A 17,067-nucleotide genomic window follows, 5' to 3' on the forward strand; every position below is an offset into this window, starting at 1 on the left:
CGTCTATTTTATAGAGAGAAAAAAAAGGGGGAGTTCGTTTGTCCAATATAGCACGTCAAGTAGCAGCCGGTTTGTTGTTTTTAATGGTTTTTACAATTTTTCCATTGCTGGCTGCTGCTGAACAACCGAAGATTAGTATTTCAATTGAAGAAGGGCTAGGTGGATATGCGAAGCGTTCGGCGGCGCTGCCTGTCAAAGTTGAAATAGAGAATAAAGGAGAAGCGTTTAGTGGCACGTTGCTGCTTCAGTTTCAAGCAACCTATCAGTTAGGAGGCTCACAAGCCATCCAAGTTGAACTGCCAAAGGGAAGTGTAAAAACATATTCGGTTACCTTGCCCGCGTATACAGATGAGAATTATTCTTCGTCTGCAGTTCAACAAACGATTCATTTATATGAAGGAGATTGGAAGAAAGGAAAGGAAGTAGCGTTTAAAGGGACGAAAGTAATTGCACCTAAATTCGTCGATTCGGGGGAAGTACAGATTGGTATATTAAGTGAAAAGTATGATCGTCTAAAAGAATGGCGTGTACTGCCTTCCTCTCCAACGAATACATTCGATTTAACAAAGGGAGATTTACCAAATGAGGCGAGAGGATACGATGTGCTCACATATTTAATTATCGATGAATTTTCCATGGGCACACTCGATCATGAGCAACAGGAAGCCATTGCTGAATGGGTTCAAAACGGAGGGATTTTGATTGCTGGTGCAACACCGAATGCCAGTCAACAATACGATACACTTTATGATTTATTACCGATGAAGCCGACTAAAGAGGTAACGATTAGTAGTGCTTTTTTAGGAAGTGGTAAGCAAGCACCTTCTTTTAAGCAGATTCCTAGTTTTGTTGGGGAAGTTGAAAAAGAGGCAGGTATTATGGTGAAGAGTGATAATCATCCAGTTGTTGTAAAAAAAGAGTTTGGAAGCGGGATGATTATCCAAACAAGTTTTTCACTCGGAGATGAACCGCTAGCTTCTTGGAATAAGTACGGGGCTTGGGTTGAGGCGACTTTGCTTACATTAACAACGAATGATCCGTACAATCAAATGGATAATCTCTTGAATAATTTAGAGTGGGAATTGTCGGAACCGAATAAATGGTTTGATCATACAAATTTTTCAACTGGTCAATTAATTCTCTTATTAATTGTCTATTTACTTATTTTAATCCCGCTCTTATATGTGGTCCTTAAGAAATTAGATAAACGCGAGCATGCGTGGTGGAGCATTCCGGTTGTAGCGATTATTAGCTCAGTCGTCATTTTTGCGCTCGGAGCAAAAGATCGAATCGCTCAGCCTCAATTAAATCAGCTGGGTATTTATCAAGTGAATCATCAACATGTAACGGGCATTCAATCTAATGTGTTACTTTCGAATACAAGCGGAGACTATAAGCTATCTTTTGCAAAGGATGAAATGCTTGCTTTGCCATCTGCACCGGATTCTTTTTCAGGTAACCCGCTTCGTGCTCCAGTTGTCGAAGAAAAAGCGAAGGAAATAGCGATTGAATTTCCAGGCGTCGAATATTGGTCAACACGTTCGCTAGTGGGACGCATTTCGCAAAAACAAGCTGGTGAATTTAAGACCGATTTGAAAGTGGAAAATAAAAAACTAGCAGGAACCATTGTGAACAATTTGAACTACGATTTTGAGGAAATCATGATTGTGTCAGGTAACCAGAAATGGGACTTAGGGGCGTTAAAAAAGGGAGAAACGCTAACTGTTCACCAAAAGTTAAAAACGGATTTCTTAATGCGTCCTACGATGAGTTTTTCATCGAGCATGCATACGTGGAACCCTGGACAAAAAGTGGACTGGAATCAAGTTCGGAACGACCAATTATTATATCTTGCCGGTCAGTATTTCTTTAACGGACAAACAGCAGATAATGCACCTGTCATTATTGGTTTGACGAAAGATCAAGTGACGGGATTGAAATTAGAAAATGGAAAAATGAAAGAACATAATAATAACTTGATTTTCCAAACCTTTGAAGCAGACACGACTTTATCGGGAGAAGTGAGTTTGCCAAAAGAAATGTTTCCATGGAGACTTGAAACAATCAATGGTCATTATGAGGTAAATACGAGTATCGCACCTTCTTCTTATTGGCTGGAAGTTGGAGAGTATGAGGCATATGCTCAAATGCCAGCTATCATGAAAGATCCATCTTTTAAAGCTTCGAAACTGACGATTAAGTGGACGGATTCCAAGCTTCAGTATGCACTATACAATGTGAAAACAGGCAAATATGAACCGATTGCTGGAGATGAGCGGATTTTGACGCTTGAAGGAAGCAAGAAGATTAACGCTTATCTTTCTGCCGATGGTGAATTGAAAGTGAAGCTAATGAAGAAGCAAGATCCTAATGGTGCTGAAAATCGTTTACCGATTATTACTGTTGATGGGGAGGTTACACCGTGATTGAAATTATCGGATTGACAAAACAATATGGGAAATTTACGGCGCTTGATCACTTAGATTTGCATATTGATGAGGGGACCGTATTTGGTTTTGTAGGTCAAAATGGGGCGGGGAAGTCTACCACCTTCTCTATTTTAGCGACATTGCTTGCGCCGACTTCGGGAACAGCCTTTGTCAATGGCTATAATATTTTAAAAGAACCAAAAAAAGTCCGAGAGCAAATTGGCTATATGCCCGACTTCTTTGGCGTATACGATCAATTAAAGGCAGAAGAGTATCTCGATTTTTACGGGGCAAGCTATGGTATCTCTATCAATGAACGAAAGAAATTGATTCCCCAGCTTTTAGAGCTTGTGAATTTAACCGATAAACGAGATTCGTATGTTGATTTATTATCACGCGGGATGAAGCAGCGTCTTTGTTTAGCTCGCAGTTTAATTCATGATCCAGAAGTACTTATTTTAGATGAGCCGGCGTCTGGCTTAGATCCGCGCGCTCGTATTGAAATGCGGGAGATTTTAAAAGAATTAAAAGCTATGGGCAAAACGATTTTGATTTCGTCACATATTTTACCGGAGCTCGCAGAAATGTGTGATGTCATTGGCATTATTGATCAAGGGAAGTTAAAGGCACAAGGCTCTGTTGCGGAAATCCAAGAGAAATTGCAAGGTGCCAAGAGCATGATGGTGAAGGTGAATCGTAATATTGAACGTGCGCTGACCTTTTTTGAAGACAATCCAGATATTAGTGAAATCGAGCGTCATGAGGATGGAGCGAGCATTCAGTTTTTGTTTAAAGGCAATGCGGAGGCGCAGCAGCAATTATTAAAGGCTTGCATTATGCAAGAGCTCGACTTAGTTAGTTTCGCCGAAATCGAAACCGATTTAGAAGATGTGTTTATGGAAATTACGAATGGGGGGATGGAGTCATGAAAAGCTGGCTGATGAATCCCGTATTAAATAAAGAATTCAAGCTTCGCTTTCGTTCTTTAAAAAGTTTTCTTGGTGTTTTATTTTATGTGCTAGCAATCGGCATCGTCGTGATTGGGATGATTTTCGTACAGCAGTTGGGCAGTATGGGTGGGGTGAACCCAGAACAAAGCCGTGAGCTATTTATGATTTTAGCGGTGTTGCAGTTTGCGTTAATTATTTTTATTACACCAGGCTTAACGGCAGGTGTCATTAGCAGTGAGCGAGAGCGGCAAACGTTGAATATTTTATTAACGACATCGCAAAGCTCCAGCAGCATTATCATTGGAAAGCTCGTGTCATCAGTCGCTTTTTTATTATTGTTAATCATTGCAAGTTTGCCTTTATATAGCATTGTCTTTTTATATGGAGGTATTTCACCGCGTGAGCTGCTAACGGTGTTTGCTTTAAATGTTTTTACCGTTTTTGTCATTGGCAGTTTAGGTGTTATGTTTTCGACGTTTATTCGCAAAACGATTGCAGCAATGGTCACAACATATGGAGTGATGTTATTTCTTGTTGGAGGAACGGGCTTTTTGGCGCTAATTGCGACAAGCTTTACGCAAATGAGTCAGACAGGAACGCCAACTACGAATATACTCGTCTATCTTTTTTCGATGTTTAATGCACCGATTACACTGGTGAATCTGTTTGAACCGAGCATCGCTGAAGAAATCGCACGAATGTCGGGAGTGTCTTTTCCACTTTGGATTGCTCATCTTATTTCTTATACACTTATTTTTATTACGGCAATTGTACTTAGTGTTCGAAAGCTCCGTCCAAAAATGAAAGCGAAGAAATGAGGAACGAAGCGATGGAAGAAAAGAAGCAGTTTGAAAAGCTTGTGAAGCCTGTGCAACGTCAGCTTTTTTGGCTTTTACTTGGAAGAGAAGTACAATGGTTTCTTCTTGTAGCGAGCATTTGGGCGTTTCTCCTTTTTCTTATTACAAGAGTCATTGTTTTCCCCTTTATGCTGCGTTTTTTAGCAATTGGGTGGCTTGTGCTCGGAATTGTGTTGATCTATCACATTTGGAAGAAGAGGCCGTCGTTTAAGGCGGCTTCGCTTCTTTTTAATGAATATGTGCCAGATGATCGCGTGTTAACGGCTTTTTCTTTTTTAGATAAAGAAGGAGAACTAGAAAGATTACAGCTTCGTGATGCACTTCGTCAAATGAAAGTAAATGAAGCAAGCGTTTTGAAGCGAAAAAAGAAAATATGGTACCCAAAATGGTTGATGATAGCTTGCTTGTTCGCAGGAGTTGCGACCCTTTCAGCCTTGTTCCCCAATGAATGGATGAACGAAGCAAAAGAAGTGGAAAAAGTTGCAAAATTAATGAAAGAGGTTGAAAAGAAAGTAGAGGAAAAAGTGAAGGAAACAAAGGACCCGATTGCCAAAAAGGCGCTAGAAGAGGCAAAGAAGAAGCTAGCCGAAGTAAAAGAGCCGAATGAGGCACTAAAGGAATTAGAGAAGTTATCCAAACAACTTGACCTCCAAGTGATGAAGCGAAAAGAAACACAGAAACAGTTAGATAATTGGAAAAAGCAAGCCGATGATGCTGGTTTAAAGGACTTAGCTCAGTTTCTTGAACAAAAGGATTTGGAGCAGTTAGAAAAGGAGTTGAAAAAGTTGAATGAAAACTGGGAGCAGTTAACGAAAGAACAGCAAAAGGCATTAAGTGAAGTAACGAATCAAAACGAGAAGTTAACAGAAGAACAGCTTACAGCTCTCGCTGAACAATTAAAAGAAGCGCTTCAATCTGGACAGCTGTCTAAACAGTTAGCGAATGCTAGTCAGCAAGTCCAACAGGTCAGTCAAAACTTGCAGCAACAAATGAAAAATAGCGGAATGACACCAACGCAAATAGGAAGCGGCACCCCAGGAAATAATCAGAACTCTGCTTCATCTTCTTCCAATCATTCAGCGGGCAATCAAAAAAGCAATCAAAAAAGCAATCAAACTAGTAATAATCAAAACGGCAGTGGTTCTGGAAGCGGCAGCGGTGGTACGGGCTCAGGTACTGGTTCTGGTTCCGGTACGGGCTCAGGTTTAGGCTCAGGCTCAGGATCGGGCAGTGGTTCTGGAAGCGGCGCTGGACTTGGACAAGGATCACGGGAACTATTAACAATTCCTGAAGAAACAAAAGGAAAGCAAAATGTCGAATCTGATAGCGGGGAACTTGGGGAAGGAAGCGGTCAAGAGCAAAAGAGCGATGAAGGCCCTGTTTTAAAGGGGAATGTGCGTAATTATCAAGAGGTCTATGAGCAATATGGTGAGTCGTATCGAGAAAGTACGGAGCGCCTGAAGCTGCCTGCTGATTTAACGGATATTGTCAAAAATTATTATGACCAAATCGATCCAGAAAGGTAGTGAATATATGTCAGATAAAGAGATGCAGTTTATGAAAGCACAACAAATCGTGGAAGATGTTAAAAAAGAGATTGCTCGTTTTATTGTTGGACAGGAAGAGGTTGTCGAACAAGTACTTTGGAGTATTTTTGCAGGAGGGCATGTGCTATTAGAAGGGTTACCAGGCCTTGGAAAAACGATGCTCGTTCGGACCATTTCAGAAAGTATGGATTTAAGTTTTTCGCGCATTCAGTTTACCCCGGATTTAATGCCAGCAGATATTACAGGAACGATGCTGCTTCAGCCTGATGAGGATGGAAAACAGCACTTTACATTTCATAAAGGGCCTTTGTTTTCACATATTGTGCTAGCTGATGAAATTAACCGAGCTACACCGAAAACACAAAGTGCCCTGCTTGAAGCGATGGGAGAGCAAACGGTGACGGTGATGGGAGAAACGAAAAAGCTTGAGCGGCCGTTTTTTGTACTAGCGACGCAAAATCCGATTGATTTAGAAGGAACATACCCACTTCCTGAGGCGCAAATGGATCGTTTTATGTGTAAAATTCTCGTTGGATATCCTTCTAAGGAAGAACTAAGAGAAATTATGAAGCGTACGACTGGTACGGAGTCCATTTCTATTGAAAAGATTGCTTCGATTGAGGATGTATTATTTTTACAAAGTCTATCAAAAGAAGTGCTTGTATCGGAAGAAATGCTAGATTATGCAATTAATATTGTAGCGATGACGCATCCAGACGCGGAAGCAGTACCAGAAATTGTGCAGAAATATGTGCAGTATGGCAGCGGTCCCCGTGGCTTACAAAGCTTACTTAAAATGGCGAAAATAAGAGCGCTATTTGCGGGGCGGTATCATGTGTCAGCGGGAGATGTAAAGCAAACGGCAATTCCGGTGTTACGCCACCGCTTGCTATTGAATTTTGAAGCAGAAGCAAGCGGCATTCAGGCAGATCACGTTCTTGCTGAAATTGTGGAAGCGGCGTATACAGCAGGGAAAGGGTCTTCTATATCATGATAGCGTCTTCTTTTTTAGAAAGGCTGCAAAAGAAACGGCTGCTTGTGAAAACACGAAAGCGCGGTATGCATAAAGGTTCAAGGCAATCCAGCGCGTTTGGTTCATCGCTTGAGTTTTCCGATTTTCGAGTTTATCAGCCAGGGGATGATGTGCGTCAAATTGATTGGAATGTGTACGGCAGAACACAAAAGCATTATATTAAACGATTTTTGGATGAACAGGAAGTGGCGATTGCGATTTATCTTGATATGAGTTCATCGATGCGCACGTATAGCGAGAAGTGGGAGCTTGCTCGCTTATGTGCCGCCGCGCTTAGTCATATTGTACTATCTAGTGAAGATCGACTTTCTTTTATTCCAGTCACTTCAACAAATATGCAGCCGATTCGCCGTAAAGGAGCGGTATATCGGAAACAGGTTTTTCATGAGATTCAACGTTTAGAAGAGAGGGAGAGTACGACCGCTTTTTTTGCACAATTAAGTCAACAAATAATGAAGAATCAACAGTTAGCGATTCTTCTTACCGATGGATTAGAGCCGCTGGATGTCATAGAAGCAGCGTTAAAAAAGCTGCGCTCGGTGAAGCAGGAGATTTGGTTATTTCAGCTATTAGCTGAGGAAGAAATGAAACCGAGCTACAGTGGTGATGTGAAGCTGATTGATAGTGAATCAGCGGGAACGGTGAATGTCAGTATGAATCCTCTGTTAATTGAAAACTATCAAAGCCGTTTGAACGATCATAATCAGCAGCTCGAAGCGATTTGTCGTACACTCGGTTGTCGATACTTCCTTATGAACGGCGAGAAAGACATTCAAACGATTTTGTTTCATGATTTACCGAGACAAGGGTTTATGAATTGAGGTGAGAAGATGTCTGTTGCAAGTCCGTTCTTTTTTCTATTTAGTTTGTTCATTGCGGCCTTCATTTTATTGTATTTCTTTCGCAAGCAATATGAACAGGTACCTGTTTCATCGAATATGCTTTGGGAGCAAGTGTTAAATGAACGGCAAGCATCACCATGGCTGCAAAAGCTTCAGCATAATCTCCTTTTTTGGCTGCAGTTGCTCATTCTGTTGCTCATTATGCTGGCGTTGACCCGTCCATATTGGTATGGAAAAGTGCCTGCAGGTGATCACTTCATTTTGGTTGTTGATACATCAGCGACGATGAGTGCAAAGGAAGGAGAGAAAACTCGATTTGCGACAGCAAAAGAGGATATCTTTAAATTGCTTGATGAGATAGATCAACAAGAGGTGACGATTATTAGCACCGGGCAAAAGCCAAAGATTATTGCGAATCATGAACAAGATCAGCGTGCGCTTCGAAAAGCGATTCAAGAGCTCGAACTTTCGTATGAGTATGATGCAATGGATCAAGCGCTTGAGCTTGCCGAATCGTTAGTGACAACGAAGGATTCGGTTGTGCATTTGTTTTCAGACCATGTGGTCGAAGAGGATGTTGCTTCTTTTTCAGAGGATCAGTCGGTGTTTGTACATAATTATAATAGTCAACATGATAATCTTTCATTGCTTTCGTTTGGTACGGCACCAGAGGGAGAGAAAGTATCGGCTGTGGCTGTGATTGCGAATGAAACAGATGCCAATGAACAAGTGGATTTTCAAGTGATGAGTGGTGAAACGCTTCTTTTTTCCAAAAAAATGCATGTAGCAGCGAATCAGGAAGCGGTTGTTAATATGCCAACATTACCAGCACATCCATATTATCAAGCTGTAATCCGTACACCTGATGATTATGAAGCGGATAATGAACTAACCGCTATTTCAACGACATCCTATGATAAGGTGTATGCCGTTGGTGATGTGAATCCTTTTTATCTAGCAGGATTACAAACGCTTGGTCTTGAAGTGATTCAAGTCGATGATGTTGCTAAAATTGGTCGTGATGGCATGGTCATTGCAGAAGGAGTGAGTCTTACGCAGCTAGGCGAGTATCCGCTTCTTTTTATTCAAAGTGAAGCGAAGAAGAAACAGAAAGTAACTGAAACATTAACAGCAGCGGATGATCCATTATTCACGCATGTTGATAGCAAAAAGGTGTATATCGCTTCTGCCTTTCGTCCACTTAATCAGGAATGGCAAACGATTTTGGCAAGCGGAGACCAGCCGTTGATTCAAAAAGGAACCCATCATGGTTATCCGATTATTGCGCTCAATTTTGCACTAAGTGACACAGATTGGCCGCTGCAACCTGGGTTTCCGCTCTTTTTATATAACAGTTATCAATGGTTGACATATCAAACGAATTTTCTCGGATATTATCAGCCAGGAGAAGAAAAATGGTTGAACTTAGGGAATAAACAAATGGATTTAAGTATTTTTACAGAGGACGGAGACAATTTATACACAATCAATCTTGCCGAAGAAAGTTTTATTGCTCCAGTTAAACCAGGGGTATACGAAGGTATAGCCGACGAACAGTCGTATTATTTCTCTGTGTTATTGGATGAACGGGAAAAAAGCTTAGAAGCGGCTCCTTCCTTTGTAATGAATCCAAAAGAAGCTCAGTCAAGAGAGACGACAGAGAATATTCAGGATCATTTGTGGTTTTGGCTGGCTTGTATCGCATTACTCTTGTTGATGGCAGAGTGGGAGGTGTACCGTCGTGGGTATTGAACTAACGTATCCTTATTTGCTGTTGTTACTCCTTCCATGTGTGTTTCTTATGTATTCTTTTTGGAAAAACAGCCGCCTCACAATGAACCGTAGTGAAAAAGTAATTATAATAACGCTTCGTTCACTCGTCTTTTTTCTTCTTATTTTTGCATTAACAATTCCGCAGCTATTACTGCCGGTAAAAGGGACAACGGTCGTCTTTTTAGCGGATCAATCAGCGAGTGTAGATAATAAGGGAGAAGATATTCTTGCCTGGATTGAGGCGAGTGTTGATAAGAAAGCAGCTGATGATGCATTTGCTGTTGCTTCGTTTGGGGGCGATGTGGCCGCTGAGCAAGGGGTAACGAAGAAAGAGACTGTAATTTCACAGTTTAGTAGTGAAGTAGATGAAACCGAGACATCCATTGAAGCTGGTATTCGCTTTGCTTCCTCTTTTATTTCGAATGATGAAAACGGACGAATTGTGTTGTTTTCAGATGGAAATGAAACGATGGGGCATGCAGCAGAAACAGTGAAACTGCTCCATAATAAAGGGATTGAATTGGATGTTGTGCCGATTCAAGTACCAGTCAAAAAAGATGTTTCTTTAACGGATTTATCCGTTTCTCCTTCTCTGTATCAGGGAGAAAAGGCAGATATTTCGGTATCGATAGCAAGCGATATTGCTCAAGAGGCAACGATTCGCATTTCGTTAAATGATAAAGAAATCATCAAAAAATCTGTTGCTGTCAAGGAAGGGAATAACGTATTCGGCTTTTCGCATATTGTAACGGAAACAGGCATGCATGTGTATAAAGCAGAAATTGCAGGGAAAGAAGATGCTTATGCTGAAAATAACACGCTGCATGCGATTACAAATGTTAAAGGTACGCCAAAAGTGTTGATTGTTGAAGAAAACCGAAGTTTGTTATCGAGCATTTTATCGGGGAATGGGTTTGATGTAGCAACGATTGTACCAGAAAAATTGCCGACAATGTTATCGGGATTTTTACAGTATCAAAGTGTGGTGTTTAACAACGTATCAGCCACGTCTATTTCGCAAAACCAAATGCAACTAATTGAGCAATCTGTAAAGGAATTTGGCAATGGTTTTGTGATGACAGGAGGCGAAAATAGCTTTGGACTTGGCGGGTATTTTAAAACCCCCATTGAAAAGCTGCTCCCGGTCGATATGGATGTGAAAGGAAAAAAAGAAATGCCATCATTAGGCTTAGTCATTGTTATGGACCGTTCAGGCAGTATGAGCGGGAATAAATTATCTCTTGCGAAAGAAGCAGCTGCCAGGTCTGTGGAGTTATTAGAAGAAGGCGACACGTTTGGTTTTATCACCTTTGATGATCGACCGTGGCAAATTGTTGAAACAGAGCCGTTAAAGAATAAGGAAGCGGCGATGGACCAAATTCGTTCCGTTGCATCTGGGGGCGGCACCGAAATTTATCGTTCATTGGAGCTTGCCTATGAGCAGCTGAAGGATAAGAAACTGCAGAGAAAGCATATTATTTTATTAACGGATGGTCAGTCACCTGGAAATGATTATGAAGCGTTGATTGAGGAAGGAAAAGAACAAAATATTACGTTATCCACTGTGTCAATTGGAAATGATGCCGATAAGCTGCTTCTAGAAGAGTTAGCTCAATGGGGAGCTGGCCGTTATTACGACGTGGTCGATTCTTCTGTCATTCCAAGTATTCTCTCACGTGAAACGGTGATGGCGACGAAGACGTATATTGAAGACAATCCGTTTTATCCAACGATACAACAGGGAACTGGTTGGAACAGTCTTTTTGCAGATGGAGTGCCGCAAATGAATGCCTACATTGCAACAACAGCGAAAGAACGGGCAAAAGAGCCTCTTATTAGCGGTAAAGAGGACCCCGTGCTTGCCGAGTGGCAATATGGCATGGGAACGACGATTGCGTTTACTTCTGATGTAACGGGAAAATGGTCTGGTGATTGGCCGCGTTGGAACCAATGGGGGAACTTTTTAAATCAGATGATTACGACAACATTGCCGAAGTATGAGAGTGAGCCATACACGGTTACGATGGATCATAGCGGTGATGAGACCGTATTATCTATTCAAGCGGCAACGAATAATCTACACCCGTTATCTGCAAGTATTGTGTCTGAAAAAGGCGACCGGATTGACAGTCATCCGAAATTAGTTGCACCAGGGAAGTACGAAATGACGGTTCCAAATCAATCCGGCTTATACTTTTTAAGTGTACAGCAGGGTCATGAAACGGGGGCTTCAAACCTTTATCAAACAGGTTTTACGATTCCGTATTCAAAAGAGTATGCACAGCAAGGATTGAATCAACGATATATAGATGAACTGCTTGCGACGTCTGGTGGGCAAGAATTGAAAAAAGAGGCATCGGCATTTCGAGATCTTAAAGAGATGTCCCAGCACAAACAGAGTATAAGTGCATGGTTATTGTGTGCAGCTTTTTTGCTGTTCTTTGTCGAAATTGTCATTCGCCGTTTTGGTTGGCAAAGGTTGTGTTCTTTCTTTACGAGGAAAAAGCAAGCTATTGAACGTTCGAAAGCTGAAACGACTATGAAGCGTTTGAAACAGGCGAAACAAACGGTTGAAAGAGCTCCTAATAAATCAATGCAAGTAGAGGAACATAAGCAAGCAACCGGAAAATCACAGCTAAAGCAAATGGATAAAAAGCTGTCTTCGTCAGAACGTGAAGAGCGAATGAAACGACTGTTAGAGGCGAAGCGACGTAAACATTAGAAAGTGGTAAGGATTATTGCTTGACATTACTGTAGCCAATAGGTAAACTATAAACTTGTAAAGGGTTTTCACTTAACAGCAGGGAGTGACTAACATGCTTGAAAAAACAACGCGTATTAATTATTTGTATGATTTTTATCAATCGTTGTTAACCGAAAAGCAACAGAGCTACATGTCCCTCTACTATCTAGATGATTACTCTCTTGGGGAAATTGCTGAAGAATATGAAGTCAGTAGGCAAGCAGTATATGACAATATAAAAAGAACAGAAGCGATGCTTGAAGAATATGAAGCAAAGCTTTTGTTATTTCAAAAATTTCAACAGCGTAATAAGTGGATTGCTGAGTTTAAGGCTCTGATTGAGCACGAATCTGTGACAAAAGAGGAGCTGGCTCAGGCCATTGCAGCGCTTGAGAAGTTAGATTAGGAGGCGGCAATAATGGCATTTGAAGGATTGGCCGACCGACTGCAAAGCACGATGCAAAAAATTCGCGGCAAAGGGAAAGTAAACGAGGCGGATGTTAAGGAAATGATGCGCGAAGTGCGCTTAGCTCTTCTTGAAGCCGATGTTAACTTTAAAGTTGTTAAGGATTTTATTAAGCGAGTGAGTGAACGTGCGGTAGGTCAGGAAGTGCTAAAGAGCTTAACCCCCGGTCAACAGGTTATTAAAGTAGTGAAAGAAGAATTGACAGAGCTTATGGGCGGTGAACAAAGCAAGATTGCTGTTGCAACAAAACCCCCAACTGTCATTATGATGGTAGGTCTTCAAGGGGCAGGTAAAACGACGACAACCGGGAAGCTTGCTAATCTTCTTCGCAAAAAATATAACCGACAACCATTGCTTGTTGCGGCAGATATTTATCGTCCAGCAGCGATTAAGCAGCTTCAAACACTAGGTAAGCAATTAGATATGCCTGTTTTCTCATTAGGCGATCAAGTAAGCCCAGTGGAGATTGCGAAGCAGGCTATTGCTAAGGCAAAGGAAGAACATCATGATTATGTGCTACTTGATACGGCAGGTCGTCTTCATGTTGATGAAAAGCTAATGGACGAACTGAAGGATATTAAAGAGCTCACAAAGCCTGATGAAATTTTCCTTGTTGTTGATGCCATGACAGGGCAAGATGCTGTAAATGTGGCACAAAGCTTCAATGAACAGCTCGGTTTAACGGGCGTTGTGTTAACGAAGCTCGATGGTGATACACGAGGTGGAGCTGCGCTTTCCATTCGTTCTGTAACGAATACACCGATTAAGTTTGTCGGGATGGGCGAGAAAATGGATGCGCTTGAAACGTTTCACCCAGAAAGAATGGCTTCAAGAATTCTCGGCATGGGCGATGTGTTAACGTTAATTGAAAAAGCACAAGCAAATGTGGATGAAGAGAAGGCGAAAGAATTAGAGAAGAAGATGCGAACAGCTACTTTTACCTTTGATGATTTCCTTGATCAACTTGGCCAGGTACGCAATATGGGTCCTCTTGATGATTTATTGAAAATGATTCCAGGGGCCAATAAAATTAAAGGATTGGATAATGTTCAAGTGGACGATAAGCAAATTGGCCATGTCGAAGCAATTATCCGTTCTATGACAAAGCAAGAAAAAGAACAACCTGAAATCATTAATGCTTCACGTCGTAAACGAATTGCTAAAGGGAGCGGAAGATCAATTCAAGAAGTCAACCGTCTTCTAAAACAATTTGAAGATATGAAGAAAATGATGAAACAAATGACAAATATGCAAAAAGGGAAGAAAAAAGGATTTAAATTCCCATTTATGTAATGGTTTTTAGATAGAGAAAATGGGCGAAACGCTCTATATTACAATGTTTTTCTATCTGTTAAGAAAAAAACCTTTACAAACATACAAGGTGTTTGGTAACATATTATCTTGTGTGAAACTACTCGGAGGTGTTTATTTAAAATGGCAGTAAAAATTCGTTTAAAACGTATGGGAGCTAAAAAATCTCCTTTCTATCGTATCGTAGCAGCTGATTCTCGTTCACCACGTGATGGACGTTACATCGAAGTAATTGGAACATACAATCCAGTTGCAGAACCAGCTAAAGTAGAAATCAACGAAGAGTTAGCTCTTAAATGGTTACAAGACGGTGCTAAACCATCTGATACAGTTCGTAACCTTTTCTCTAACCAAGGCATCATGGAAAAATTCCATAATGCAAAATTCAGCAAGTAATCAACTAAGTTGATGAAAACTCTAATTGAAACGATTGTCTCAGCGCTTGTTGATCATCCTGATGCGGTTGTTGTAACGGTGAAGGAAGAGGCTGATCGAATCGTCTATGTTCTTTCGGTTCATAAGGAAGACATGGGCAAAGTGATTGGCAAGCAAGGGCGTGTTGCGAAAGCGATTCGGACTGTAGTTTATGCAGCAGGATCCTCACAGCAAAAGAAAATCTATTTGGAGATTTCCGAATAAGGAGGGCTAATACCCCTCCTTTTTTTGTACGATCATTTATTTTGCGATATACTTAACTATAGAATGAAATTTGATAATATTTGGAAGGATAAACGATTATAGTGTTAATGCTGCGACCACGAGATACATATATTCTTTTATACATATCATTGCTTAAGTATGAAAAAATCCTACATACTATAGGGGGGGCTGGAATGAAAATTCTTCAAAATGTTATCGTTACGCAAGTGTTGACAGAATCCAGCAAGAATGAGCTCCTTGATGCGTACAAATCGAAGCGCTTGCAGTTGCAAAAAGAAAGTGAGCAACTCCGCTTTGAATTGAAAAAACTAGAGAAAACGCGTCATACACAACCAGCAACTCTTAAGTCGCATTTTGAGAAAGAGATTAACAATCGCTTGGAGAAAATTAAATTGGTGGAATTTCAAATGGAGCAATTAGAAATTCTGCCGATTGGGAGCGAGTTAAAAGAACGCGAGGTTCAAAGTCTGGTTGATGTTCAAGTTGGAGCGAATTGGGAAGAACTAACTAAAACAAAAACAATCGTCATTAAAGATGGCATTGTGTCAGAAATTCGGTAGAGGTGACAGCATGGAAAGATGGTTTAACGTTGGAAAGATTGTCAATACGCATGGTATACGAGGTGAAGTTCGGGTTATTTCGAAAACGGATTTTGCAGACGAGCGTTATAAAGTCGGGAATACCCTTTACTTATTTAGGGAGAAGCATAAGGAGCCGTTAGAGCTGACAATTGCTTCACATCGCACACATAAAAATTTTAATTTACTAACATTTGAAGGCTATCATAATGTAAACGATGTCGAACCGTTTCGTGATGGAATTTTAAAGATTAATGAGTCTCAGTTAACGGATTTAGATGAAGGGGAATTTTACTTTCATGAAATTATCGGTTGTACCGTATATACCGATACCGGAGAAGAAGTCGGTGCCATTCGTGAAATTTTAACACCGGGTGCAAACGATGTTTGGGTTGTGAAAGGTCCTAAAGGGAAAGATGTATTAATTCCTTATATCGAGCACATTGTGAAAGAGGTCGATATTACAAATAAAAAGGTCATTATTACACCGATGGAAGGATTATTAGACTGATGAAGATTGATGTGCTCTCTCTTTTTCCGGAAATGTTTGAAGGGGTTTTAGGATCGTCGATTTTAAAAAAGGCGGCGGAGAAACAAGCAGCCAGCTATCGAGTGATTAATTTTCGCGACTATGCTGACAATAAGCATCATACGGTGGACGATTATCCATACGGTGGCGGTGCAGGGATGGTCTTGAAGCCTCAGCCTATATTTGATGCAGTGGAGGCTCTTCAAGGAGAGGCGACGGTGAAGCCGCGTGTAGTTCTGCTTTGCCCGCAAGGTGAACGATATACACAAAAGAAAGCGGAAGAGCTAGCCCGTGAAGAGCATCTTATTTTCGTTTGCGGACATTATGAAGGCTATGATGAACGAATTAGAGAACATGTTGTGACAGATGAAATATCGCTTGGAGATTATGTGTTGACAGGCGGTGAGCTAGGGGCCATGGTCATTATTGATAGCGTAGTCCGTCTTTTACCTGGTGTATTAGGGAATGAAGCCTCGCCTGTGCTTGATTCCTATTCATCGGGACTTCTTGAACATCCACATTATACAAGACCGGCTGATTTTCGCGGTATGAAGGTACCGGATGCATTATTATCAGGTAATCATAAAAAAATTGAAGAATGGAGAATGAAAGAATCGTTGCGTCGCACTTGGATGCGTCGCCCGGATTTACTTGATTCTTATTCTCTTTCAGAAGTTGAAAAAAAATTATTAGCTGAGATTCAGAAAGAACAATGAATCTATTGTATTCCGGTTCATCATATGGTACAATAATTTTTGTGACTTGGGCAATATGTCCAGTCTTATAACGATGTTCCGCTGTAGACATGCTAGGTTTGCAAGAGCATCCATGAGGAGATGAAATCAATGCAAAAACTTATTCAAGAAATTACACAAGAACAACTTCGCACTGATCTTCCTGCGTTCCGTCCTGGTGACACAGTACGTGTACACGTTAAAGTTGTTGAGGGAACTCGCGAACGTATTCAGTTATTTGAAGGTGTTGTAATCAAACGTCGTGGTGGCGGAGTGAGCGAAACTTTCACAGTTCGTAAAGTTTCTTACGGTGTTGGAGTTGAACGTACATTCCCTGTTCACACACCAAAAATCGCCAAATTAGAAGTAGTACGTCACGGTAAAGTACGTCGTGCGAAACTTTACTACTTACGTGAACTTCGTGGTAAAAAAGCACGTATTAAAGAAATTCGTCGCTAATTTATCGATTTCAGTAAGAGTGTACGCACTGCCGTTTTCAAAAGGCTATAACTTATATAGCATTATACAAAAAAGGAGCTTGATTATCAGGCTCCTTTTTTGTATAAGTGTTTATATATTGATTAGTGCCTAATGTATGTTCATGTTTCTAGTCAC

Annotated in this window: 16 protein-coding genes; all 16 read left to right on the forward strand. The window is 40.9% G+C overall.

Features of this window, described 5'->3' with window-relative positions; genetic code table 11:
* Positions 1-38: 38 nt before the first annotated feature.
* The 16 genes from BAOM_RS07610 (at position 39) to rplS (ending at position 16,911) form a co-directional block, all read left to right on the forward strand.
* Positions 39-2,426 carry a hypothetical protein gene (locus tag BAOM_RS07610; RefSeq protein WP_127759760.1) on the forward strand — a complete coding sequence of 796 codons (2,388 nt, stop codon included), beginning with the start codon at positions 39-41 and terminating at the stop codon, positions 2,424-2,426.
* A complete protein-coding gene (locus BAOM_RS07615) occupies positions 2,423-3,358 on the forward strand; it encodes an ABC transporter ATP-binding protein (protein ID WP_127759761.1) in 936 nt (311 codons plus the stop codon). Before BAOM_RS07610 ends, BAOM_RS07615 begins: the two co-directional genes overlap by 4 nt.
* Entirely contained in the window at positions 3,355-4,197 is an 843-nt protein-coding gene (locus tag BAOM_RS07620) for an ABC transporter permease (protein WP_127759762.1), read from the forward strand. Before BAOM_RS07615 ends, BAOM_RS07620 begins: the two co-directional genes overlap by 4 nt.
* A gap of 11 nt (positions 4,198-4,208) precedes the next feature.
* A complete protein-coding gene (locus BAOM_RS24265; RefSeq protein WP_164853157.1) occupies positions 4,209-5,762 on the forward strand; it encodes a hypothetical protein in 1,554 nt (517 codons plus the stop codon).
* A gap of 7 nt (positions 5,763-5,769) precedes the next feature.
* Complete coding sequence (locus BAOM_RS07630) at positions 5,770-6,777, forward strand: AAA family ATPase (RefSeq protein ID WP_127759763.1); 1,008 nt, start codon at positions 5,770-5,772, stop codon at positions 6,775-6,777.
* Positions 6,774-7,637, forward strand: coding sequence for a DUF58 domain-containing protein (locus BAOM_RS07635; protein WP_127759764.1), 864 nt, complete (start codon positions 6,774-6,776; stop codon positions 7,635-7,637). Before BAOM_RS07630 ends, BAOM_RS07635 begins: the two co-directional genes overlap by 4 nt.
* Before the next feature lie 9 nt (positions 7,638-7,646).
* The gene (locus BAOM_RS07640; RefSeq protein WP_127759765.1) at positions 7,647-9,410 is read left to right on the forward strand and encodes a vWA domain-containing protein; all 1,764 of its coding nucleotides are present in this window, start codon (positions 7,647-7,649) and stop codon (positions 9,408-9,410) included.
* On the forward strand, positions 9,400-12,153 hold the full coding sequence (locus BAOM_RS07645) for a VWA domain-containing protein (protein ID WP_127759766.1): 2,754 nt from the start codon (positions 9,400-9,402) through the stop codon (positions 12,151-12,153). The genes BAOM_RS07640 and BAOM_RS07645 overlap by 11 nt, the downstream gene beginning before the upstream one ends.
* Before the next feature lie 94 nt (positions 12,154-12,247).
* Positions 12,248-12,580: a putative DNA-binding protein gene (locus BAOM_RS07650; protein ID WP_127759767.1), complete on the forward strand. Its 333-nt coding sequence runs from the start codon at positions 12,248-12,250 to the stop codon at positions 12,578-12,580.
* Positions 12,581-12,592: 12 nt separating this feature from the next.
* Positions 12,593-13,933 (forward strand): signal recognition particle protein, encoded by a 1,341-nt coding sequence (gene ffh, locus BAOM_RS07655; RefSeq protein ID WP_119116587.1) that lies wholly within the window; start codon positions 12,593-12,595, stop codon positions 13,931-13,933.
* 141 nt (positions 13,934-14,074) lie between these two features.
* A complete protein-coding gene (rpsP, locus tag BAOM_RS07660; protein WP_119116586.1) occupies positions 14,075-14,347 on the forward strand; it encodes a 30S ribosomal protein S16 in 273 nt (90 codons plus the stop codon).
* A gap of 12 nt (positions 14,348-14,359) precedes the next feature.
* Positions 14,360-14,590 (forward strand): KH domain-containing protein, encoded by a 231-nt coding sequence (locus BAOM_RS07665; RefSeq protein WP_119116682.1) that lies wholly within the window; start codon positions 14,360-14,362, stop codon positions 14,588-14,590.
* Between the two features lie 194 nt (positions 14,591-14,784).
* Positions 14,785-15,171 carry a YlqD family protein gene (locus BAOM_RS07670; RefSeq protein ID WP_127759768.1) on the forward strand — a complete coding sequence of 129 codons (387 nt, stop codon included), beginning with the start codon at positions 14,785-14,787 and terminating at the stop codon, positions 15,169-15,171.
* Positions 15,172-15,181: 10 nt separating this feature from the next.
* A complete protein-coding gene (rimM, locus tag BAOM_RS07675; RefSeq protein WP_127759769.1) occupies positions 15,182-15,700 on the forward strand; it encodes a ribosome maturation factor RimM in 519 nt (172 codons plus the stop codon).
* On the forward strand, positions 15,700-16,434 hold the full coding sequence (gene trmD / locus BAOM_RS07680; RefSeq protein ID WP_127759770.1) for a tRNA (guanosine(37)-N1)-methyltransferase TrmD: 735 nt from the start codon (positions 15,700-15,702) through the stop codon (positions 16,432-16,434). The genes rimM and trmD overlap by 1 nt, the downstream gene beginning before the upstream one ends.
* Before the next feature lie 129 nt (positions 16,435-16,563).
* Positions 16,564-16,911, forward strand: a complete 348-nt coding sequence (gene rplS / locus BAOM_RS07685) for a 50S ribosomal protein L19 (RefSeq protein ID WP_127759771.1) — start codon at positions 16,564-16,566, stop codon at positions 16,909-16,911.
* Positions 16,912-17,067: the final 156 nt, after the last annotated feature.

It is taken from the genome of Peribacillus asahii (assembly GCF_004006295.1).
In the GTDB taxonomy this organism is placed as follows: Bacteria; Bacillota; Bacilli; order Bacillales; family DSM-1321; genus Peribacillus; species Peribacillus asahii_A.

Coding starts and splice junctions, on each gene's coding strand:
- BAOM_RS07620 (WP_127759762.1), top strand. CDS start 3,355: ATGAAAAGCTGGCTGATGAATCCCGTATTAAATAAAGAATTCAAGCTT.
- BAOM_RS24265 (WP_164853157.1), top strand. CDS start 4,209: ATGGAAGAAAAGAAGCAGTTTGAAAAGCTTGTGAAGCCTGTGCAACGT.
- BAOM_RS07630 (WP_127759763.1), top strand. CDS start 5,770: ATGTCAGATAAAGAGATGCAGTTTATGAAAGCACAACAAATCGTGGAA.
- BAOM_RS07635 (WP_127759764.1), top strand. CDS start 6,774: ATGATAGCGTCTTCTTTTTTAGAAAGGCTGCAAAAGAAACGGCTGCTT.
- BAOM_RS07640 (WP_127759765.1), top strand. CDS start 7,647: ATGTCTGTTGCAAGTCCGTTCTTTTTTCTATTTAGTTTGTTCATTGCG.
- BAOM_RS07650 (WP_127759767.1), top strand. CDS start 12,248: ATGCTTGAAAAAACAACGCGTATTAATTATTTGTATGATTTTTATCAA.
- ffh (WP_119116587.1), top strand. CDS start 12,593: ATGGCATTTGAAGGATTGGCCGACCGACTGCAAAGCACGATGCAAAAA.
- rpsP (WP_119116586.1), top strand. CDS start 14,075: ATGGCAGTAAAAATTCGTTTAAAACGTATGGGAGCTAAAAAATCTCCT.
- BAOM_RS07665 (WP_119116682.1), top strand. CDS start 14,360: ATGAAAACTCTAATTGAAACGATTGTCTCAGCGCTTGTTGATCATCCT.
- BAOM_RS07670 (WP_127759768.1), top strand. CDS start 14,785: ATGAAAATTCTTCAAAATGTTATCGTTACGCAAGTGTTGACAGAATCC.
- rimM (WP_127759769.1), top strand. CDS start 15,182: ATGGAAAGATGGTTTAACGTTGGAAAGATTGTCAATACGCATGGTATA.
- trmD (WP_127759770.1), top strand. CDS start 15,700: ATGAAGATTGATGTGCTCTCTCTTTTTCCGGAAATGTTTGAAGGGGTT.
- rplS (WP_127759771.1), top strand. CDS start 16,564: ATGCAAAAACTTATTCAAGAAATTACACAAGAACAACTTCGCACTGAT.